Below are 21,582 nucleotides of genomic sequence, written 5' to 3'. Positions count from 1 at the left end.
TTCCCCGCGCCCCTTTGGGGCGCGTCTTCGTGGCCGTCGGTTTATGGGTTTGCCCGGGATCGTCGTGGGGCCGCAGAATGCGGTTCCATGGGACATCTGGAAGCGGCGCATCTTGAGTACTACCTCCCCGATGGGAGGGCGCTGCTCGGCGATGTGTCGTTCCGCGTCGGTGAAGGGGCCGTCGTGGCCCTGGTGGGGCCCAACGGCGCCGGGAAGACGACCCTGCTGCGGCTGATCTCCGGTGAGCTGAAACCGCACGGTGGGACCGTCACCGTGGGTGGCGGGCTCGGGGTGATGCGCCAGTTCGTGGGGTCCGTACGGGACGAGACGACCGTACGGGACCTGCTCGTGTCGGTCGCCACGCCCCGTATCCGGGAGGCCGCGAAGGCGGTCGACGTGGCCGAGCACGGCATGCTGACCGTCGACGACGAGGCCGCCCAGCTCCAGTACGCACAGGCCCTGTCCGACTGGGCCGAGGCGCGCGGGTACGAGGCCGAGACGCTGTGGGACATGTGCACCACGGCCGCGCTCGGAGTGCCGTACGAGAAGGCGCAGTGGCGGCAGGTGCGCACGCTGTCCGGCGGTGAGCAGAAGCGGCTCGTGCTGGAGGCGCTGCTGCGCGGCACCGACGAGGTGCTGCTGCTCGACGAGCCGGACAACTACCTCGACGTGCCCGGCAAGCGGTGGCTGGAGGAGCGGCTCGCGGAGACCCGGAAGACGGTTCTCTTCGTCTCCCACGACCGGGAGTTGCTCTCCCGGTCGGCGCAGAAGATCGTGTCCGTCGAACCGGGTCCCGCCGGTGCGGACGCGTGGGTGCACGGTGCCGGGTTCGCCACCTATCACGAGGCGCGGGCCGAACGGTTCGCGCGCTTCGACGAGTTGCGTCGACGCTGGGACGAGAAGCACGCCCAGTTGAAGAAGCTGGTGCTGAACCTCCGTCAGGCCGCTGAGAACAGCCCGGCCATGGCGTCGAGGTACGCGGCCTCCCAGACTCGGCTGCGGAAGTTCGAGGAGGCGGGGCCGCCGCCCGAGCCGCCGCGCGAGCAGGACATCACCATGCGGCTCAAGGGCGGCCGGACCGGCGTAAGGTCCGTCACCTGCAAGGGACTTGAGCTGACCGGACTGATGAAGCCCTTCGATCTCGAAGTCTTCTACGGGGAGCGGGTCGCCGTCCTCGGCTCCAACGGCTCCGGCAAGTCGCACTTCCTGCGGCTGCTCGCCGGTGACACCGTGAACCACACCGGCGAGTGGAAGCTCGGCGCGCGGGTCGTGCCCGGGCACTTCGCCCAGACGCACGCCCACCCCGAGCTGGAGGGCCGTACGCTCCTCGACATCCTGTGGACCGAGCACGCGCAGGACCGGGGCGCGGCCAGTTCCCGGCTGCGCCGCTACGAGCTGACCGCGCAGGCCGAGCAGCGCTTCGACCGGCTCTCCGGGGGCCAGCAGGCCCGCTTCCAGATCCTGCTCCTGGAGCTGGAGGGCGTCACCGCGCTGCTCCTGGACGAGCCGACGGACAACCTCGACCTGGAGTCCGCCGAGGCCCTCCAGGAAGGGCTGGAGGCGTTCGAGGGCACGGTTCTCGCCGTCACCCACGATCGCTGGTTCGCTCGCTCGTTCGACCGCTATCTGGTCTTCGGCAGCGACGGGCGGGTCCGGGAGACGCCGGAGCCGGTGTGGGACGAGCGGCGCGTGGAGCGGGCCCGGTAGCACACGAGGCCCGCGCGCCCGGTTCTTCGTACAGTGGAAGGACGCCACGACGAGCGGGGTGTCACCATGACCGGAGTCGACCCGAGCCGGCTGGACGACCAGCAGCTGATGCGCGAGCTGGAGACGATCCACCGCACACGCCACGACACGCTCCTGCACGGTTCGAACGACGCCCTGCGCACCCACAACGCGCGCATGGCGGGGCTGGAGGGCGAGTACCTGCGCCGCCACCCGCGCCGCCCGATCACCGCGGGCCGCACCCGCGAGGGCGCCCGGGAGCGAGGCTGCACGGACGAATGAACATCGGTGCCGCTGCCCGGGCCCATGGGCTCCCGGCAGCGGCACCGGCCACAGCGATGACTCTCAGCGGCGCACCGGGGGACGACCCCAGTACCGGTGGACCGCGACCGCTGCGACGAGGGCGCGCCGGCTTCGGCGTGAGGCGGCGGCCGTCCGGCCGGCGGCGTCAGCTGTGTGCCGGGCTCCCGGGTTCGGTGACGCGCCCGTCGGGATGTCGTTGTGCGGCTCCGGCTTCACCGCGTGCACGAAATCGGGGAACTTGATCCCGTCCTGGACGAAGAACACCGTCCGCCGATCCGCGCGGCCCCTGCACGGTCGAGAACCCCACGAGGACGGGCGGCGCGGAACGCCTCGTGCTGCTCGTGCTTGTCCGTCAGACGGCCTCCTCGTCGGCCACGTCGGACTTGTCGAACTCGGAGACGAGCGCCGCGCAGAACGCCTTCAGGTCGTCCGGTTTGCGGCTGGTGATCAGGATGTTGGGCCCGTGGTCGCAGACCCGCACCTGCTCGTCGACCCACTCCCCGCCCGCGTTGCGGATGTCGGTGGCCAGGCTCGGCCACGAGGTCAGCACGCGGCCACGGACGACGTCCGCCTCCACGAGCGTCCACGGGGCGTGGCAGATCGCGGCGACCGGCCGGCCCCGGTCGAAGAAGTCCCGTACGAACGCGACGGCGCGCTCGTCCGTGCGCAGGAAGTCCGGGTTGGCCACCCCGCCGGGCAGCACGAGCCCGCCGAAGGACGCGGCCGGTACCTCGCCGACCACCTCCTCCACGGGAAATGTGTCCGCCTTGTCGAGGTGGTCGAAGGCCTGCACCCGGCCCTGCTTCGTCGACACGAGCACGGGTTCGTCGCCCGTGTCGGTCACCGCCTGCCAGGGCTCGGTCAGCTCGATCTGCTCGACACCCTCGGGTGCGGTCAGAAACGCGATACGCATGGTCCTCTGTGTCCTTTCTCGGTTCGGCGGCCCGGCCCGCTTCGGTCAGGGCTCGCGCGGGCGGGACTCCGGGCCGCCGCTCACGATCGCCTCGGCGAGCTTCTGCACGGAGGCGTAGCGGGCGTTCCTGGGGAGCCGCTCCAGGGGCTCGACCAGGGTGTCGGGGGCGTGGCCGGCGCGCAGGAGGCCGCGCAGTTCGCGCGGGCCGGCCGGGAACGACGTACGGCCCAGGAAGCGGGCCAGTTCGAAGCGCACCGTCTCCAGCCCGGCCGGGGAGCGGTCGGGGGCCACCGGGCCGCCCGCGATCGGCGGGTCGTCCTCGGCGGCGGGCTCCGGGTCGTGCCACTCCTCGGTACTGGTCGGGTGGCCGGACCTCAGCAGGCCCTGGACCTGGTGTTTCATCTCGTCGTCGCGATGGGCGCTGACACGACCGCTGCCTTGCTGCATGACTGCCTCCAGCCTTCGGGGGTGCCCGCCGCGTACCCGAAGATCCGGTGCCGACACACCGCAGGACCGCCTCAGCGGTGCTTCTTGTGCCGGGTGCTCCCCGCGCGGCTCTCGGCGCCCCGATCCCGGCCCGGCAGGAACTCCTGGACCTTGGCCCTGAGGCCCTGGCGGATCATCGGGCCCCGGTCGGCGTCGCCCTTGAGGACGGCCGAGGCCGTCGCCTCCAGCTGCTGCCAGGTGGCGTGCGGGGGCGCCGGCGGGACGGCCGGGTCGGTGCGGAACTCGATCACCGCCGGGCCGTCGGCCTCAAGACCCGCCCGCCAGCCCGCCTCGACGTCCTCCGGCCGCTCCACCCGTACGCCGGTCAGGCCCAGGGAACGGGCGAAGGCCGCGTACGGGATGTCCGGCAGCTCCTGCGAGGGGAGGAAGGAAGGGGCGCCCTCCATCGCGCGCATCTCCCACGTGACCTGGTTGAGATCCTGGTTGTTCCACACCCCCACCACCAGCCGCGGGTCCGTCCAGCGGTCGCGGTACTTCGCCGCGGTGATCATCTCCGCCAGCCCGTTCATCTGCATCGCCCCGTCCCCGACCAGCGCGATCACCGGCCGGTCCGGATGGGCGAACTTCGCGCCGATCGCGTACGGGACCGCACAGCCCATCGTCGCCGGCGTCCCGGAGAGCGAGGAGCGCATCCCGGGCCGCATCGACACATGCCGTGCGTACCAGTTCGCCGTCGATCCGGAGTCCGACGTCACGATCGCGTCGTCCGGCAGCAGCGGGCTCAGGGCCCGCGCCACGTACTCCGGGTTGATCGGATCGGCCGACAGCGCGGCCCGCCGCTCCAGCACGTCCTGCCAGTGCACGACGTTCGCGCACACCGTGTCGTACCACTCACGGCCCCGCTCCGCCGTGTCCAGCAGCGGGATCAGCCGCTCCAGCGTCGCCTTGGCGTCGCCGACGAGGTTCACCTCGTACGGATAGCGCATCCCCACCATGTGCGGGTCGATGTCGATCTGGACGGCACGCGCGTGGCCGTAGCCCGGGAGGAACTGGGAGTACGGGAAGGAGGAACCGATCGTCAGCAGGGTGTCGCAGTCGCGCATCAGCTCGTACGAGGGACGCGTGCCCAGCAACCCTATTGCGCCGGTGACGTACGGGAGTTCGTCGCTCAGCGCGTCCTTGCCGAGGAGCGCCTTGGCGACGCCCGCGCCGAGGAGTTCGGCGATCCGCTCGACCTCCGGCTGGGCGCCCGCCGCACCCTGGCCGATGAGGATCGCGGGCTTGTCACCGGAGTTGAGGATCTCGGCGGCCCGGGCCAGGGACTCCTGGGAGGGGACCGTCGTCCACGCGCTGCGGTCCAGGCTGGAGGGCACCATCTTGAACTCGTGCGTGGGGGCGGAGTAGTTCAGCTCCTCGACGTCGCCGGGGATGATGACCGCCGTCGGGGCGCGGCGCGCGTATACGGTGCGGATCGCCCGGTCCAGGACGTTCGGCAGCTGCTCGGGCACGGTGACCGTCTCCACGAAGTCCGAGGCGACGTCCTTGAAGAGGGAGTGCAGATCGACCTCCTGCTGGTACGACCCGCCCATCGCGCTGCGATGCGTCCGGCCGACGATCGCCGGCACCGGCACATGGTCCAGCTTGGCGTCGTACAGGCCGTTCAGGAGGTGGATCGCGCCAGGACCCGAGGTCGCCGCGCACACCCCGAGACGGCCGCTGAACTTGGCGTGACCGACCGCCTGGAACGCGGACATCTCCTCGTGCCGGGACTGGATGCTGTGCTTTTCCGGGGACACCCCGGACCCCGTGGGGCCGGTCCGCGGCCCGGACCCAGGCGGCGAGCAGACCGTTGATGCCGTCGCCGGGATACCAGTCACCAGGTCCCGTTCCCGAGAACCTGTTTGGCGGGCATGGGGCGGGGCAGCCGCAACATCAGTGCTTCGGACAGGAGGCACGTCCGTGGGAGCGGTGTATCGCAGACCCGGGTGTGTCCGTCCGGGCTGGACACGCGCTTCCACGGTGACCGTCCGTCCATCCCAGAGCACTCCGAGGGAGTTGCGACGCACCATGCGAAGCCAAGTGAGTCCGAAGCGTCATCCCCACCATGACGCCCCCGACACCGCCGAGTTGTTCCGCAAGCTCGCCGCCCTTCCCGAGGGTCAGCAGCGCGACACCCTGCGCCAGAGGATCGTCGAGGCCTGGCTGCCCATGGCCGACCGGCTCGCGGGCCGCTTCCGCAACCGCGGCGAGAACATGGACGATCTGCGTCAGGTGGCCGCGCTGGGCCTGGTCAAGGCCGTCGACCGCTACGACCCCGCACTCGGGAACGCCTTCGAGAGCTATGCCGTACCCACCGTCACCGGTGAGATCAAGCGGCACTTCCGCGACCACATGTGGACCCTGCACGTACCGCGCCGGGTCCAGGACCTGCGCAACCGCGTACGGTTCGCCTCCCAGGACCTGGCGCAGACCATCCCGGGACGCAGGCCCACCGTCGCCGAGATCGCCGAGCACGCCAACATGAGCGAGGAGGACGTCAAGGTCGGCCTGGAGGCCCTGGAGAGCTTCACCGCGCTCTCCCTCGACGCCGAACTCCCCGGCAGCGAGGACGGATACTCCCTCAGCGACGCCCTCGGCGCACCCGACCCGGCGCTCGACACCGTCATCGACCGCGAGGCGGTCAAGCCCCGGCTGCGGGCGCTGCCCGAGCGGGAACGCGACATCCTCTACATGCGGTTCTTCGGGGACATGACCCAGAGCCGCATCGCCGAGCAGCTCGGCATCTCCCAGATGCACGTCTCCCGCCTGATCAGCCGCTCCTGCGACCGGCTGCGGGACCAGGTCATGAAGGACGTCGCCTAGATCCGGAACGACCGGGTGATCCGTCGTCCTCGTCCGCCTTCTGCGTCAACTCGCCCATGGCCAGTGCGATGTGACGGGACATCATGTCCGTCGTCTGGGCCTCCGCCATCGAGAACGCCGGCCGTGTGCCGCTCCGGAACAGGGTGAGCACACCGTGGACGACGCCGTCGCGGGTCAGCGGTACGCACAGCAGGGACGTCACGTTCGCCTGGACCAGGACCGGTGCGCCGGTCGCGTCGAGGCCGAAGGCGTCCGGGTCGTCGGGGCGCACCCGCGGCGCGGGGGAGCCACCCCGCGCCGCCTCGACGACCAGCGGACAGTCGGCGGGATCCTGCGCCGCGACGCCTGCCGTGTCCGTCCCGGACGGCCCCAGCACGGTCGTACGGGACGGGCGGGCGCCGCCCGTGTCGGCGATCACCCAGTCCGCGAACCGGCCGTGCAGCACTTCGGCCGCCCGCTCCAGAACCGTCCGCGGATCATCGGACGGGCAGGTCAGCAGGGCCGAGGTCATGGCGTCCAGGAGGTCCAGCAGGGTCGCGTGCCGGGTCGCCTCGGAGAGATCGGGGAGGGCCGCGGCCGGGTTCCCCGCCGGTTCGGGCTGGCCCGGCGGCAGGCTCAGGTCCGCGGGCTGGAGCACCACCAGGACCGTGGCGCGGGGTTCGCCGTTCGGTCTGAGCCCGGTGAGGGTCGTGTGCACGGGTAAGGACGGGCGCTGCTGGAGCCGTACGGTGAGGCCCCGGTCGCCCTCGCCACGGGCCACCGCCGCGACCTGGGAGCGGAACGCGGCCCGGTCGGCGTGCACGAGGAAGCCCGTCAGCGGGCGGCCCGTCGCATAGCCCGCGCGGGCGCCGGTGAAGGCGGTCGCCGCGGGGTTCAGGCGACGCACCACCGTCTCACGGTCCGTCAACACCACGGGCAGCGGAAGCTGTTGGAAGATCATCCGCAGCAACTGCTGGTCCTGACGGTCGCGTTGACCCGCGCCCGCGGAGGGCAGGGTGGACGACAGCCGTTCGTACCAGGGCCACAACTGGTCGGCCACATGGTCGAGTTCGAAGATGGCCGCGTCCAGGACGGTCGGGAGATCGTCGGGCGGTACGGACCTCGCAGCCTTCAACTCGGCGACCCTGCGCACAAAATCCACAAGTTCCTCACCGAATTCGTCAGTCTGCGCCATGACATGAACCTAACCCGTTTTCCTTGTGGACAAGCGGGCAGGCGCGGAAAAGAAGGAGGTGGGCGCCATGCCGGACAGCGATCAACTCGGCCACTGGGCAAGGGAGTCGACCGAATCGACCGTGCCCGGGCGCAGACTGTCGGAGCTTGTCGAGCAGGCCGTCCGCTGCACCACCGACTGCTGCGGGGCCAGCAGCATGGTGACCGAGACAGGCACCGGAACCGCACAGGAGACGGGGCCGGAACGCTCGGCCGCCGTCACCCATCCCGACCTCGCGGGCCTCGTCGCCGTCCAGCTCCGCTCCGGCGACGGGCCCATCCCGGCCGCCCTCGAACGCGGTACGCCCGTCGACTCGGCGGACCTGCTGAGCGAGCGGCGCTGGCCCGAGTACCGTGCCGTGGCGCTCGACTCGGGGGTCCGCTCCAGTGTCACGCTGCCCTTCCGGCGCTCCGGGCTGACGGTCACCCTCAGCCTCTACAGCTTCCGGCCCGGCACCCTGGAGGACGCCCCGCACGGTCCCGTACGGGCGCTCGGCGACCTCGCGGCCACCTGTCTGGTCCGCGACCGCTCCTACGGCGCCGCGCTCACCGAGCTGGAGCAGCTCGGCACCGCCCTGCGCACCCGGCCCGTCGTCGACCAGGCATGCGGCATCGTCATGCACGTCCTGGGCTGCGACGCCGACGACGCCTTCGGTGTACTGCGCCGGATCTCACAGGCCACCAACCGCAAGTTGTCGGAGGTGGCGGCACGTGTGGTCGCGCGGCGGGGGCGGGGGCTGGAAGGGGAACTGGTCTCGCTGTCGAACTGACGGTCGGGTCGGGGGTGGGTGGTCGGGCGAGTGCGGGTGGGGACGCGCGTGGGTCAGCCGGCACCGGCACCTACAGGTGCCGGTCGACTTGGGCGGATACGGGTCGGCACGGGTACGCGCGCAGGTCGGCAGTGCAGGTACGGGTCCCGGCGGGGGAGGCGCGGGCAGGCACCGGCGGATGCGGCGGCCACCGGCGGGCCGGGGCGTCACCCGCTCGGGCGTGCGCGTCCCGCGAATGGTGTCCGGCCGCGCGCGCCCCGCGCCCCGTCGGGCTGTCATGGGGATGCGGGGCATCACCCGACGTGCTCCGCAGCCGCCGCTCGAAGGAGCCCAGCCATGCGTCGCACCGCCCGTGTCCTGTCCGCCGCCGCCCTGGCCGGTGCCGCCCTGGGTGCCGCGGCCTCGGCCGTGTCCGCGGACACCGCCGGGGAGGTCAGCCCGGGCACCGTCGGCCCCGGCGGCACCGTCACCGTCTCCGTGGCCTGCGAGGCGACCGGCGGGACCCCGCCCGCGTCGATCGACGCGCACTCGCAGGGCTTCGAGCTGGGCACCGTCCAGCTCCAGCAGGTCCCCGGCACCGACGACCCGACGGTCGGCCCCGCCTACAGCGGCACGGCGAAGATCGCGCCCGACCTGACCTTCGAGGCCGACCAGAGCGCCGGTGCGCCGGCCTCCGAGTGGTCCGCCGACGGTACGTGCCCCGGGCAGGCCGGGGGCCAGGGCAAGGCGTGGCAGGCGACGTTCACCGTCACGCGCGACGGCACCGGCACCTGCGGCACCGCGTCGCACGGCGTGGACACCCAGAGCGGCGGTTCCCTGACCGGTGACTTCCAGGGCGTGGGCACCTGCCCGACGCACACTCCCACGCACATCCCGACACACGTCCCCACACCCCCCTGGGAGCCCACCCCCGCTCCGGTGCAGCGCGGGGTGGAGGCCGGTCAGGGCGGTGCCTTCACCGACTCGGTGCCCGCGCTGGTCGCCGGGGGAGTGCTGATCACGGGCGCCACCGGGGCCGCCGTACACCGGCTGCGCCGCAGGAACACGTCCGCGCGCGGGTGACCCGGGATGCCGCCCGCGCCGCCCGCGCGGCCGGCCGAGGCAACCCGAGCGGGCTCCCATGGGTCCCTGTCACCGTGGGTACCAGCACCCACAAGCAGCCACCAGGCACCGCACCAGCAACCGCGCGGAGGTACGCATGCGGCGGACGGACCCCCAGGGGCACGGCCCCGTCCGCTACGGCCCGCCGCTCCCGGGCGACGGACTCCCCGTACTGCCCGAACTCGCCGTCGTGCTCGCCGCTGCCGCCACCCGCCCCGACGCCCAGCCGACCGGCGGTGGCCCCGCGCTCCTCGACGCGGCCTGCGGCTACTGGGCCCGGCGCGGACTGTCCGCCGAACCCGACCGGGTGGCCGCCGCCCCCGGCGCCCCGGCCCTGCTGCTCGCACTGACCGCCGCGATCGGCGGCGACGTCCTGGTGCCCCGGCCCTGCGCGGCCTGGTGGGCGCCCCAGGTACGGGCGTTGGGCAGATCCGTGTTCCATGTGGGCACGCCCGCCGAGTGCGGGGGCGTGCCGGACCCGTACGCCTTCCTGGAGACCGTACGGAGGGTGCGCGCCGAGGGCGGTGATCCCCGGCTGCTCGTCCTCTCCGTGGCCGACGACCCGACGGCGACCGTCGCCCCGCCCGAACTCCTGCACGAGACCGTCGAGGCAGCGGCGGCGGAGGGCCTGCATCTGGTCAGCGACGAGACCTGGCGCGACACCCTGCACCGGCCGCACGACACCGTGCTGCTCAGCCCGGCCGAGATGCTGCCCGACCAGGTCACCGTCGTCACCGACCTGTGCGGCGCGCTGCTGCCACCGGGCTGGCCCGCCGCCCTCGCCCGCTTCCCCGCGAACGCCGAGGGCGACGCCCTACGCGCGCGCGTGCTCGACGTCCTCACCGCGCTCGACGCCCGGATCGCCGAACCGGTCGCCGCCGCGGCGGCCTACGCCCTCGGCGAGCCCGACCCGGTCACCGAACGGCTCACCGCCGCCGTACGCCTGCACGCGCGCGTGGCCGTCGCCGTGCACCGCGCGGTGACCGCCGCGGGCTGTCTGGCCCGGCCCCCGCGCGCGGGCCGCCATCTGTACGTCGATCTGGGCCCCCTGCGGACCGCCCTCGGCGCCCACGGTGTCGGGGACGCCCAGGAGCTGGAGGACTTCCTCACCGCCCGGCTCGGGATACCCGCACCGGGCGGTCACCGGTTCGGTGACGACCTCGCGGCGCTGCGCGTCCGGCTGGCAACGGGGGCGCTGCTCGGCGACACGCCCGGGGAACGGGCGCAGTCGCTCGGATCACCCGAACCACTGGAACTGCCACACGTGCGACGCGCGTTGACCCTGATGGGATCGATCTTCGACGATCTCCGTGACGACGCTCAGCGACGGGAGCCTCCTCGATGACGCAGCAGTCCGAGTCGACCACGACTACGACCACGAGCATCAGCACCGGCCCGACGCCTGAGGTGCTTCAGCCGCCGCACGGCGACCGGGTGTGGCCGCGCTCCTTCGCCGACCGCCTGACCGCCCCGCTTCCCGGCCTCCGGGGCATGGCCAGATTCGCCAGGGAGGGCGCGGTACGGCCGACGCCGGAAGGCCTCGCCGACATTCCGCGCCTGCCCTTCGAACCCGGCCCGCTGCCCCGCGTGGACGCGCGCACGGTCGCCGTCTCCTGGGCGGGGCACGCCAGTTGGGTGGTCCGGATCGGCGGGCTCACCGTCCTCACCGACCCGGTCTGGTCGCGCCGCATCCTGGGCACGCCGGCCCGGATCACTCCCGTGGGCGTCGCCTGGAGCGCGCTGCCGCGCGTCGACGCCGTCGTCATCAGCCACAACCACTACGACCACCTGGACGCCCCGACGCTGCGCAGACTCCCGCGCGACACGCCGGTGTTCGTGCCGGCCGGGCTCGGACGCTGGTTCCGGCGCCGCCGGTTCACTCATGTCACCGAGCTGGACTGGTGGGAGACGGCCGAACTGGGCGGCGTCCGCTTCGACTTCGTGCCGGCCCATCACTGGTCCAAGCGCGGGCTCACCGACACCTGCCGCACGCTGTGGGGCGGGTGGGTGCTCACCGACCTGGACGGTCAGCGGGTCTACTTCGCGGGTGACACCGGGTACGGGCACTGGTTCGCCCGTATCGGGCAGCGGTATCCGGGGATCGACCTCGCGTTGCTGCCGATCGGTGCGTACAACCCCCGGTGGTGGCTCAGCGATGTCCACTGCGATCCGGAGGAGGCGGTGCAGGCGGCTGTGGACCTGGGGGCGCGCCGGATGGCTCCGATGCACTGGGCGACGTTCGTCCTGTCGGCGGAGCCGGTCCTCGAACCGCTGACGCGGGTCCAGGCTGCCTGGGAGAAGACCGGCCTGCCCCGCGAGGACCTGTGGGACCTGCCGGTGGGGGGTTCGCGGGTGCTGGGCTGAGTTGTTCTCGCCCCCGCCGCCCCTACCCGTTCCCATCACCTGGGGGCTGCGCCCCCAGACCCCCGCTGTCGGCCCTGAACGGGCCTCGTCCTCAAACGCCGGACGGGCTGGATGTGGTACCGGCCGGTGCTTGACCTTTCAGCCTGTCCGGCGTTTGAGGACAAAGGGGGGGCGAGAAACGGGCCGTTCGCTCAGGCCGCCCCGCGGACCCCGCGTACCCGGCGCCACACGCCCGGCGCCGCGCTGATCGCCAGTGTCAGGGCGACCGCCGCCACCACGCCCTCCCAGGGTTCGTCGAACAAGGAACCGCCCAGGACGCCGATCAGCTGGTACGTCGCCGCCCAGGCCAGGCAGGCCGGGACGTCGCCGCGGGCGAAGCGGCGTACCGGCCACTTCGCGATCAGGCAGGCCAGCATCACCGGGATGCGGCCGGCCGGCACCAGCCGGGACAGCACCAGGACCGTCACCCCGTGCTCGCTCAGCCTCTCCTGGGCCTGTGCCAGACGGTCCTCGGGTGCCCGCGACTCGATCGCCGCCAGCCAGCGCGAGCCGTTCTTCGAGCCCATCCCGCGCCGGCCCAGCCAGTACAGCGCCACATCGCCGAGGAACGCGGCCAGCGCGGCGACCGCGAACACCAAGGTCATGGCGAGCGGGGAGGTCTCGTGGAAGGCGACCACCGCCGCCGAACTCACCAGCGCCCCCGTAGGCACCACCGGCACCAGTGCCCCGATCAGCACCAGCAGGAACAGCGTCGGGTAGCCGATCGCCTGCCCGGCCGCCCCCTGCCCCGAGGTCGCCGCGGCGGCCAGGAGCACGTTCACGGCGCGACCTCTAGGCGTACGCTCTCCCCGTGCTCCAGCCGGTGCACCTCGACCGAGGGCGCCCGCTCCGCCGCGAGGCGCACGAACTCCTCACCTGGCGAATAGAACTCGTGGGGGCGCACGGCGTCCATGCCGATCGGCCAGTACGTGCCGTAGTGCACCGGCACGGCGGTGCTCGGCGCCAGTCGGGCCAGCGCCTCGGCCGCCCGCTCCGCGTTCAGATGGCCCTCGCCGAGGTACGGGCCCCAGCCGCCCACCGGCAGCAGCGCCACGTCGACCGGCCCGACCTCCTCGGCCATCGACTCGAACAGGCCCGTGTCCCCGGCGAAGTACGTCCGCGCCTCACCCTCGATCACATAGCCGAGCGCGGGAGCCCGCTGCGGTCCGAAGTTGAGCCGCCGCCCGTCGTGCCGCGCGGACACGGCCCGTACGACCAGGTCACCGACCTTGGTGTGGTCCCCGGGGGCCACTTCTGTGATCCGCAGGTGCGCCAGGCGGCGCGTCAGGCCCGGCACCGCCCTCGGTGCGCCCCGGGGCACGATCAGGTGTGCGCCGGGCGCGAGGCGCGCGAGGGAGGGGACATGGAGATGATCGGAGTGAAGGTGGGAGACGAGCGCCACCTGCGCGCTCCAGGCGCCGGGCGGCGGCAACTCGCCCCGTCGACGGCGCAGATGGGCGAGCCGGCGCACGAACAGGGGGTCGGTCAGCAGACGTACGCCCGAGTCCTCGACCGTACAGGTGGCGTGCCCCCACCACGTGATGTCCACCGGCACCCCTTTGCCTCCTTCGCGCGACTCCCCGAAGACTACGGGCAGGAGTAGGGTCGGCGGGAAACCCGGGGCGAGTGGGGAAAACCCTGAGGTGAACGGGGAAGCCCGGAGCTTTGAGGGGGACGCCATGGGACACGCGCACGCCGCCTCCGGCCTGCCCGGCCAGCCACCGCGGGTCACCGCGATCGCCAGCCTGACGCCGCTCGAAGAACTCGACGAGGAGCCGTTCCTCGTCGACTCCCGCAGCCAGCACGCGATGTGCGCCCGCTGGGCCGCCGAACATGGGTATGTCGTCACTCGTGAGTTGCTCGTCAACAGTCTGCGCCCCGACCACTCCGCCCTCTGGGACGGCGTCGAACCCGGCCTCGACCTCTTCGTGGCACCCAGCCAGCGAGTCCTGGAACAGGCGTTGACCTCGGTCGACGAGTTCACCGCCGAGTGCGAGCGGCGCGGGGTGCGGGTGGAGACGGTGGGGCGCGCGGAGCCGTCGTACGACGCTCAGATGAAGGCCCGGGTGCACCGCCGGCTGTCCATGCCTACCGCCGGGTACGACGGTCGCTGATCCCGCACAGGGCACGCCGGGCCGCGCCCGCCCGTTGTGACAGGGTGGGTGCAGGCCCGCCACGGGGACGGGCCGGAACGTGAGGTGTGCGGGCGTGGGTGCGGGGCGTTGGCGGCGGATCGCCAGCCAGATCGGGCGGAGCGTCGCGGTGTGGGCCGTGTCGACGCTCACGATGCTGGTGCTCGCGGGCATTCTGCCGGACTTCCAGATCCGGAGCGACGACGGCGACAGCGCCACCCGGATCGCGATCACCGCGGCCATCGGCGCCGGCGCCTTCGGTCTGCTGTCGGCCCTGGCCTGGCCGGTGCTGGTCCGGCTGCTGCTGCTCGTGCCCGCCCTCGTCCTGGGCCTGCTGGTCTTCTTCCTGAACGGCTTCCTGCTGCTCGTCGCCCTCCGGCTGACCCCGGCCGACCGCCCCGAGGTGGCACCGGAGACCGCGGTGGTGGTCGCCGCGGTGATGTCCGCCGTGGCGTCGGCGACCGGTGCGGCCCTGGCCGTCCGGGACGACGACGCCTACCGCAGACGGCTCTACCGGCTCGCCGACCGACGCGGCACCGCACGGGCGCTCCCGGGTCCCACGACGCCCGGTGTGGTGTTCCTGCAACTCGACGGCGTCGGCCACGACGTCCTGGTGCGGGCCGTGGAGAAGGGGCTGATGCCGACCGTGGCGGGCCTGCTGGACGCCACCCACCGGCTCACTCCCTGGCGTACCGACTGGTCCAGCCAGACCGGCGCCAGCCAGCTCGGCATCCTGCACGGCACCAACCACGACATCCCCGCCTTCCGCTGGTACGAGAAGGACAAGGGCGAGGTCATGGTCTGCAACCGGCCCACCAGCGCCGCCGAACTCCAGCGCCGGGCCGTCGAGCGCACCGGTGACGGCGGCCTGCTCACCGTCGACGGCGCCAGCCGGGGCAACCTGTTCAGCGGTGGCGCCGACCAGCAGGCTCTCGTGCTGTCCATCGCGGTACGGCGGCGCGGCCGGGAGAACCGTTCCCGGGCGGGCTACTTCGCCTACTTCTCCGACCCCGCCAACGCGGTCCGCACCGCCCTGTCCTTCGTCGCCGAGGTCGGCCGCGAGATCGGTCAGTCGACCCGCGCGCGGATGCGAGAGAAGCGCCCGCGCGTGGCACGCGGCGGCCTCTACCCCCTCGTCCGTGCCTTCGCGACCGTCGTCGAACGGGACGTGGTCGTCGCCGCCGTGATGGGCGACATGCTCGCCGGACGCACCGCCGTCTACGCCGACCTGGTCGCCTACGACGAGGTCGCCCACCACTCCGGACCGCACAGCCGCGACACGGAGAAAGTCCTCCAACGCCTGGACCGTTCCCTCGCGTTGATCGCGAACGTCGCCGAACACGCCCCGCGCCCTTACCGGATCGTCCTCCTCTCCGACCATGGCCAGAGCCCCGGCGAGACCTTCCGGGGACGGTACGGGCTCACCCTCGGCGACCTGGTCCGGGCCGGCTGCGGACTGCCCGTACCGCGCAAGGCGCAGCGCACCCACAGTGGGGCCGAGGCACGGGCCGCCGTCCGCGCCGCACTGCGCAGGCCCGTCGAGGAGAACGGCGGCCGGCACGTGCCCACGGGCCGCCACTCCGAACCCCTGGTGCTCGCCTCTGGCAACCTCGGCCTGATCTCCTTCCCGGACGTGCATCACCGCATGACCAAGGAGGAGATCGACGCCCGTCACCCCGCGCTGCTCACCACCCTCGCCAACCATCCCGGCGTCGGCTTCGTCCTCGTCCGCAGCGAGGAGCACGGCGGAGTGGTGCTGGGCGCGCACGGCGCGGAGATCCCGGTGGACGAGTTGGACGAGCCGGACGGCGAACACCCCGGTCCGCTGGCCGACTTCGGGCCCGGCGCGGCCGACGCGGTCCGCCGTACGCACTCCTTCCCGCACACCGCCGACATCATGGTCAACTCCTGGTACGACCCGGCCGAGGGCGAGGTGCTCGCCTTCGAGGAGCAGATCGGCTCGCACGGCGGGCTCGGCGGGGCGCAGGGCAGACCCTTCCTGATGGCGCCGGTCGCGCTGTCCGCCGCGGTCGAGGACGGGGAGGAACTGGTCGGCGCCGAGCACATCCACCGCGTACTGCGCCGCTGGCTGCGCGAGTGCAACGGTCCGCAGGTGCCGCTGGAGGCTCCCCGGGGTCCGGGGGACCAGCGCGCGGCTTGAGCTGTAGTGGGTGGGGCAGCCGGGGGCGCCCGAATAATCGGCTGCGCCCGGACGCCTCCGTACCCACACTGTTCGTACCGGACATCGCGCCCTTTGCGCGCACTCCGTCCGCTACGAACCCCTTGGAGCTTTCTGTATGCAGGCTGCCGTCACCGTCACTCCCGCCCGGATTCCGGAGCTGCTGCTCGGTCTCGCGACCGTGCGACCGGTGTTCCTCTGGGGCGCGCCCGGCATCGGAAAGTCCTCCCTGGTAAGGGAGTTCGCGGAGTCGCTGGGACTGGAGTGCGTCAGCCTGCTCGGTACCCAGCTGGCGCCGGAGGACCTGATCGGCGTACCGCAGATCCGGGACGGGCGGTCCGTGTTCTGTCCGCCGGAGGCCATCGCCCGTGACGAGCCGTACTGCCTGTTCCTGGACGAGCTGAACGCGGCCACGCCCGATGTCCAGAAGGCGTTCTACTCGCTGATCCTGGACCGCCGTATCGGCAACTACGAGCTGCCGAAGGGCTCGATCGTGATCGGCGCAGGCAACCGCGCCACCGACAACGCACTGGCCCGCCCGATCGCCTCCGCCCTCGTCAACCGCCTCGCCCACGTCCACCTGGAGGCCTCGCCGACGGACTGGCTGGTGTGGGCCGCGAACAACGACATCCACCCGTGGGTCGTGGACCACCTCACCGACCGCCCCGACCACCTCTGGTCCAAGCCGCCGAAGACCGAGGAGCCCTTCTCCACGCCCCGCTCCTGGCACATGCTCTCCGACGCCCTGCACTCCTTCGGGCCCGCCCTCGACGAGGAGACCCTGAAGGTGATCGCGCACGGCGCGCTGACCCCGACGCACGCCACCGCGTTCTGCGGGTACGTCAAGATCGTGCGCAGCCGGTTCGGCATCGACGCGATCATCAAGGGCGACGCGCGCTGGCCGCACCGCATCGAGGACCGCGACCTGCTCTACTACCTCGCCGAGTCGTTCCGCGGGCGGCTGGTCAAGGAACTCCCCGTCAGCAAGGGGCACATGTCGCCGAACGGCCGCGAGGCCGCGTACCGCGCCAAGTCGCTGCTCGTGCAGCTCGCCGAGATCTCGGTGGAGGTCGCGCAGAGCGTCATCGCCTCCGACGCCGACGGCAACCCCCTGCTGCCCGCCTGGTTCCTGGTCGAGGCGGCGCGGGACATGCCCCGGCTGGTGGAGGCGCGTCGTTGAGCCGCGCGCGCAAGCAGGCGCAGAAGAAGAAGGACCTCGCGCGGGAGGCGTACGAGGCCGGGCTGGCCCTCGTACGCGCCAACCCGGCGCTCGGCTCGGTGCACGTCAGCACCTGCCGGAGCGAGGCCTGCGTCCTCTCGCCCCGCGACGGACTGGTGTGCGTCGACTCGGACGGCGTGCTGCATGTCCACCCCACCCGGCGGGCCGAACCGGACGAGTGGGCGTGGGCGGTCGCGCACGGTCTCATCCACCTCGGCTTCGGACATGTCCCGGCGGCGAAGGGCGACCGCGTCCAGCCCGACCGCTACGACCTCGCCGCCCGCTGTGTCGTCGTCAACCGCTTCCTGCTCGGCTTCCCGGTCGGCACCGCCCCCGAACTCCTGCCGCGCGCCTACCCCGACGGCGACGAGGAGCAACTGGCCGCCCGCTGGCGGCGCGCGGGCTCGATCCCGGTCGCCTTCGAGCGCTGCGGTACGGCGGGCAGCGAGCCCGACCAGTGGCTCGAACCGTACGACAAGTGGGCCCCGGCGGTGCCCGACTGGCAGCTCGCCTTCGCCTCCGCACTGACCCGCACCATGGCGACGGCGATGGACGTGGCCGGCGGCCGACGCGAGTCCATGTCCGACGACGCCGCTCGACTGCGGCCCTGGGAAAAGGCGTTGAGCTGGTTCGTCACCTCCTACCCGCTGCTCGGCGGGATCGCGGCAGGCATCAAGCTCGTCGCCGACCTCGAACTCGTCCACGCCCACGGCATCTCCGTCGCCGCCGTCAACGCGGAGGCGGGCGAGATCTACCTCAACCCGCTGTGCCAACTGGACGACGAGGAATGGCGGTTCGTCCTCGCCCACGAGATGCTGCACGCCGCCCTGCGCCACGGCGACCGCTGCGGCACCCGCGACCCGTACCTCTTCAACGTCGCCTGCGACTACGTCATCAACGACTGGCTGACCGAGATGGACGTCGGCACACCGCCCCAAGGCCTGCTGTACGACGTCGAGTTGAAGGGACTCTCGGCGGAGGAGGTGTACGACCGGATCGCGACCGACCTGCGCCGGATGCGCCGCCTGTCCACCCTGCGCGGGAAGGGCGCCTGCGATGTGCTGGGCAGTCGGCTCGGCTCACCGCGCGACTACGTCGACCTCGACGAGTTCTACCGGCGCGGTCTCGGCCAGGGCCTGAACCTGCACGAGCAGCAGGAACGCGGGTACCTGCCCGGCGGGTTGGTGGAGGAGATCCGCGCCCTCAATCATCCGCCGCTGCCCTGGGACGCCCAACTCGCCCGCTGGTTCGACGAGTTCGTGCCACGGCCGGAACCCGTTCGGTCGTACGCGCGCCCCTCCCGCCGCCAGTCCTCCACGCCCGACATCCCGCGCGCGGGGCGGTACTTCCCGCCCGAGGAGATCGCCCGCTGCACCTTCGGCGTGGTCCTCGACACCTCCGGGTCCATGGACCGCACGCTGCTCGGCAAGGCGCTGGGCGCGATCGCCTCGTACGCCGGCGCACGGGACGTACCGGCGGCGCGCGTCGTGTTCTGCGATGCCGCCGCCCACGACGCGGGCTATCTGCCGGTCACCGAGATCGCCGGGCGGGTCCGGGTGCGCGGACGCGGCGGGACGGTGCTCCAGCCCGGCGTCGATCTGCTGCACCGGGCCGACGACTTCCCGCCGGGCGCGCCCGTGCTGGTGATCACGGACGGCTGGTGCGACGTCCTGCGGGTGCGGCGCGAGCACGCCTATCTGATTCCGCAGGGCGCTCGTCTGCCGTTCACCGCACGGGGGCCGGTCTTTCGCGTGCAGTGAGCCGGAAGTGGGCCGGAGTGTGATCGGATGGGGGGTACGGAACCCCGGCATCGGGACCACACGCGAAAGGAAGAACCGTGGCTACCACGCGCTCTGCACACACCGTCTGGGAAGGCAACCTGCTGGAGGGCAGCGGCGTTGTCACCTTCGACTCCTCCGGAGCCATCGCCGAGCAGCCCGTGACGTGGGCGTCGCGCGCCCAGGACGCGAACGGCAAGACCAGCCCCGAGGAGCTGATCGCCGCCGCCCACTCCAGCTGCTTCTCGATGGCGTTCTCGCACGCCCTCGCCGGCGCCGGAACCCCGGCCACCAAGCTGGTGACCTCGGCCGACGTCACCTTCCAGCCGGGTGAGGGCATCACCGGCATCCACCTCATCGTGGAGGGCACCGTACCGGGCCTCGCCGAGGACGCCTTCGTCGCCGCCGCCGAGGACGCCAAGGAGAACTGCCCGGTCAGCAAGGCCCTGACCGGCACGACGATCACCCTGTCGGCGAAGCTCGCCTGACGTTCGCCGGGAGTTTTTCACGCCCCTGCCGCGCCCCTCGATGTCCGAGGTGCGCGGCATCGTCGTTTCCGGGTACCTCATAGGAGGGATCCGGAGAAAGGGGACAGCTATGGCGCGTGCGGTCGGGATCGATCTCGGGACCACGAACTCGGTGGTGGCCGTGCTGGAGGGCGGTGAAGCCACCGTCGTCGCGAACGCCGAGGGGGCGAGGACCACACCGTCCGTCGTGGCCTTCGCGAAGAACGGCGAGGTGCTCGTCGGCGAGGTCGCCAAACGGCAGGCCGTGACGAACGTGGAGCGCACGGCCCGCTCCGTCAAACGCCATATGGGCGACGGGCAATGGCGGTTCCCCGAACAGGGGTCCGTCGACGGCACCCGCTACCGCGCCCAGGAGCTCTCCGCGCGCGTGCTTCAGAAACTGAAGCGGGACGCGGAGGCCTATCTCGGCGAGGACGTCTCGGACGCGGTGATCACCGTGCCGGCGTACTTCGACGACGCCCAGCGCCAGGCCACCAAGGAGGCCGGGGAGATCGCCGGTCTGAAGGTGCTGCGGATCATCAACGAACCGACCGCCGCCGCCCTCGCCTACGGGCTCGACCGGGGCGAGGAGCAGACCGTGCTCGTCTTCGACCTCGGCGGCGGCACCTTCGACGTGTCGCTCCTGGAGATCGGCGACGGCGTCATCGAGGTCAAGGCGACCAACGGCGACACCCAACTCGGCGGCGACGACTGGGACCAGCGGATCGTCGACCACCTCGTCAAACGCTTCAAGGGGCAGCAGGGCATCGATCTCGGCAACGACAAGATGGCGCTGCAACGGCTGCGCGAGGGCGCCGAGAAGGCGAAGATCGAGCTGTCGAGTTCGTCCGAGACGACCGTCAACCTGCCCTACATCACCGCGTCCGCGGACGGGCCGCTGCACCTTGAGGAGAAGCTGACGAGGGCTCAGTTCCAGGAACTGACGGCTGACTTGCTCGACCGCTGCAAGACGCCCTTCAGCCAGGCCATCAAGGACGCGGGGGTGAAGCTCGCCGCGATCGACCATGTGATCCTCGTCGGTGGCTCGACCCGGATGCCCGCCGTCACCGAACTGGTCAAGGAACTCACCGGCAAGGAACCCCACAAGGGCGTCAACCCGGACGAGGTCGTCGCGCTGGGCGCCACCCTCCAGGCGGGTGTCATCCGCGGCGATGTGAAGGACGTCCTGCTGCTCGACGTCACCCCGCTGTCCCTCGGTATCGAGACCAAGGGCGGCATCATGACCAAGCTCATCGAGCGCAACACGACCATTCCGACCCGGCGTTCGGAGATCTTCACGACGGCCGCCGACAACCAGCCCTCAGTCGGCATCCAGGTCTATCAGGGCGAGCGTGAAATCGCCGCGTACAACAAGAAGTTGGGCGTCTTCGACCTCACCGGGCTGCCGCCGGCCCCGCGTGGCGTGCCACAGATCGAGGTCGCCTTCGACATCGACGCCAACGGGATCATGCATGTCTCGGCGAAGGATCTCGCCACCGGCCGGGAACAGAAGATGACCGTCACGGGCGGCTCGGCGCTGCCCAAGGACGACATCGACCGGATGATGCGGGAGGCGGAGCAGTACGCGGAGGAGGATCGGCGGCGGCGGGAGTCCGCCGAGACGCGGAATCATGCGGAGCAACTCGTCTATCAGACCGAGAAGTTCGTGCGGGAGAACGAGGAGCGGGTTCCTGCGGAGGCGAAGGGGGAGGTTGCCTCGGCTGTTGCCGAGGTGAAGGGGTTGCTCTCGTCGGAGAGTGACATCAGTGCGCTTCGGGCTGGTGTCGAGAAGCTTGTAACTGTCAGTCAGCGGATGGGGCAGGCGATGTATGCGCAGGCTCCTCCACAGCAGGAGGACGGGTCTGCTGCTGAGGAGGAGGGGGTTGTGGACGCGGAGATTGTTGATGACGAGCGGGAGGCGGGGGGTGGTGACGGGAAGGGGCCGGGGGTGTAGGTGCGTTGCGGGGTGCGGGTGCGTTGTGGCTGGTCGCGCCCACGCGGCGGAGCCGCACATCGATACAGCCCCGCGCCC

General features: G+C 71.9%; 18 protein-coding genes and 2 pseudogenes. 13 read left to right on the top strand and 7 right to left on the bottom strand.

All coding sequences use genetic code 11. The annotated features are described in order from the left end of the window. Positions 1-87 precede the first annotated feature (87 nt). Together OG787_RS07300 and OG787_RS07295 are read left to right on the top strand one after the other, a co-directional pair. The gene (locus OG787_RS07300) at positions 88-1,707 is read left to right on the top strand and encodes an ATP-binding cassette domain-containing protein (RefSeq protein WP_405534615.1); all 1,620 of its coding nucleotides are present in this window, start codon (positions 88-90) and stop codon (positions 1,705-1,707) included. 66 nt (positions 1,708-1,773) lie between these two features. Beyond that, a complete protein-coding gene (locus OG787_RS07295; RefSeq protein ID WP_235473868.1) occupies positions 1,774-2,007 on the top strand; it encodes a DUF6158 family protein in 234 nt (77 codons plus the stop codon). 195 nt (positions 2,008-2,202) lie between these two features. Here OG787_RS07295 and OG787_RS07290 read toward each other — a convergent pair. The 4 genes and pseudogenes from OG787_RS07290 to OG787_RS07275 all read right to left on the bottom strand — a co-directional run. Then, a pseudogene (locus OG787_RS07290) lies at positions 2,203-2,344 on the bottom strand (catalase); the annotation flags it as partial. Positions 2,345-2,380: 36 nt separating this feature from the next. Further along, a complete protein-coding gene (locus OG787_RS07285; RefSeq protein WP_369031294.1) occupies positions 2,381-2,941 on the bottom strand; it encodes a type 1 glutamine amidotransferase domain-containing protein in 561 nt (186 codons plus the stop codon). Positions 2,942-2,986: 45 nt separating this feature from the next. Continuing rightward, positions 2,987-3,388, bottom strand: coding sequence for a DUF2795 domain-containing protein (locus tag OG787_RS07280; RefSeq protein WP_369031293.1), 402 nt, complete (start codon positions 3,386-3,388; stop codon positions 2,987-2,989). A 71-nt stretch (positions 3,389-3,459) separates the two neighbouring features. Next, positions 3,460-5,257: pseudogene (locus OG787_RS07275) on the bottom strand (thiamine pyrophosphate-requiring protein); the annotation flags it as partial. A gap of 198 nt (positions 5,258-5,455) precedes the next feature. Between OG787_RS07275 and OG787_RS07270 the strand changes: the two are divergent. Continuing rightward, positions 5,456-6,250 (top strand): RNA polymerase sigma factor SigF, encoded by a 795-nt coding sequence (locus OG787_RS07270; protein WP_369031292.1) that lies wholly within the window; start codon positions 5,456-5,458, stop codon positions 6,248-6,250. Here the strand turns inward: OG787_RS07270 and OG787_RS07265 are convergent. After that, positions 6,231-7,424, bottom strand: a complete 1,194-nt coding sequence (locus tag OG787_RS07265) for a GAF domain-containing protein (RefSeq protein ID WP_405534614.1) — start codon at positions 7,422-7,424, stop codon at positions 6,231-6,233. The two genes, OG787_RS07270 and OG787_RS07265, sit on opposite strands and share 20 nt — an antisense overlap. 67 nt (positions 7,425-7,491) lie before the next feature. Between OG787_RS07265 and OG787_RS07260 the strand changes: the two genes are divergently transcribed. The 4 genes from OG787_RS07260 to OG787_RS07245 all read left to right on the top strand — a co-directional run bounded on the left by OG787_RS07260 (position 7,492) and on the right by OG787_RS07245 (position 11,697). Next, a complete protein-coding gene (locus OG787_RS07260) occupies positions 7,492-8,232 on the top strand; it encodes an ANTAR domain-containing response regulator (protein WP_369031290.1) in 741 nt (246 codons plus the stop codon). A gap of 336 nt (positions 8,233-8,568) precedes the next feature. Beyond that, positions 8,569-9,294: a hypothetical protein gene (locus tag OG787_RS07255; protein ID WP_369031289.1), complete on the top strand. Its 726-nt coding sequence runs from the start codon at positions 8,569-8,571 to the stop codon at positions 9,292-9,294. 136 nt (positions 9,295-9,430) lie between these two features. After that, positions 9,431-10,678 carry an aminotransferase class I/II-fold pyridoxal phosphate-dependent enzyme gene (locus OG787_RS07250; protein ID WP_369031288.1) on the top strand — a complete coding sequence of 416 codons (1,248 nt, stop codon included), beginning with the start codon at positions 9,431-9,433 and terminating at the stop codon, positions 10,676-10,678. Next, positions 10,675-11,697, top strand: coding sequence for an MBL fold metallo-hydrolase (locus OG787_RS07245; RefSeq protein WP_369031287.1), 1,023 nt, complete (start codon positions 10,675-10,677; stop codon positions 11,695-11,697). Before OG787_RS07250 ends, OG787_RS07245 begins: the two co-directional genes overlap by 4 nt. 191 nt (positions 11,698-11,888) lie before the next feature. Here the strand turns inward: OG787_RS07245 and OG787_RS07240 are convergent, their stop codons facing one another. Together OG787_RS07240 and OG787_RS07235 are read right to left on the bottom strand one after the other, a co-directional pair. Beyond that, positions 11,889-12,518 carry a DedA family protein gene (locus OG787_RS07240; RefSeq protein ID WP_405534613.1) on the bottom strand — a complete coding sequence of 210 codons (630 nt, stop codon included), beginning with the start codon at positions 12,516-12,518 and terminating at the stop codon, positions 11,889-11,891. After that, positions 12,515-13,291 (bottom strand): MBL fold metallo-hydrolase, encoded by a 777-nt coding sequence (locus OG787_RS07235; protein ID WP_405534612.1) that lies wholly within the window; start codon positions 13,289-13,291, stop codon positions 12,515-12,517. Before OG787_RS07235 ends, OG787_RS07240 begins: the two co-directional genes overlap by 4 nt. Before the next feature lie 124 nt (positions 13,292-13,415). On the opposite strand from OG787_RS07235, the gene OG787_RS07230 reads away from it, so the two are divergent. From OG787_RS07230 to dnaK, 6 genes are all read left to right on the top strand, one after another. After that, a complete protein-coding gene (locus OG787_RS07230) occupies positions 13,416-13,850 on the top strand; it encodes a hypothetical protein (RefSeq protein WP_235473856.1) in 435 nt (144 codons plus the stop codon). Positions 13,851-13,944: 94 nt separating this feature from the next. Further along, a complete protein-coding gene (locus OG787_RS07225; protein ID WP_405534611.1) occupies positions 13,945-16,029 on the top strand; it encodes an alkaline phosphatase family protein in 2,085 nt (694 codons plus the stop codon). Positions 16,030-16,165: 136 nt separating this feature from the next. Then, entirely contained in the window at positions 16,166-17,227 is a 1,062-nt protein-coding gene (locus tag OG787_RS07220) for an ATP-binding protein (protein WP_405534610.1), read from the top strand. Beyond that, positions 17,224-19,026 carry a DUF2201 family putative metallopeptidase gene (locus OG787_RS07215; protein WP_405534609.1) on the top strand — a complete coding sequence of 601 codons (1,803 nt, stop codon included), beginning with the start codon at positions 17,224-17,226 and terminating at the stop codon, positions 19,024-19,026. The genes OG787_RS07220 and OG787_RS07215 overlap by 4 nt, the downstream gene beginning before the upstream one ends. Positions 19,027-19,103: 77 nt before the next feature. Next, positions 19,104-19,532 (top strand): OsmC family protein, encoded by a 429-nt coding sequence (locus OG787_RS07210; protein ID WP_369031282.1) that lies wholly within the window; start codon positions 19,104-19,106, stop codon positions 19,530-19,532. Positions 19,533-19,641: 109 nt separating this feature from the next. Next, complete coding sequence (gene dnaK, locus OG787_RS07205; protein WP_405534608.1) at positions 19,642-21,504, top strand: molecular chaperone DnaK; 1,863 nt, start codon at positions 19,642-19,644, stop codon at positions 21,502-21,504. The last annotated feature ends 78 nt before the right edge of the window (positions 21,505-21,582 follow it).

This window comes from Streptomyces sp. NBC_00075, assembly GCF_045041225.1.
Classification (GTDB): domain Bacteria; phylum Actinomycetota; class Actinomycetes; order Streptomycetales; family Streptomycetaceae; genus Streptomyces; species Streptomyces adonidis.
The sequence above is the reverse complement of the archived record's forward strand: the minus strand, read 5'-3'. Positions and strand labels throughout refer to the sequence as shown.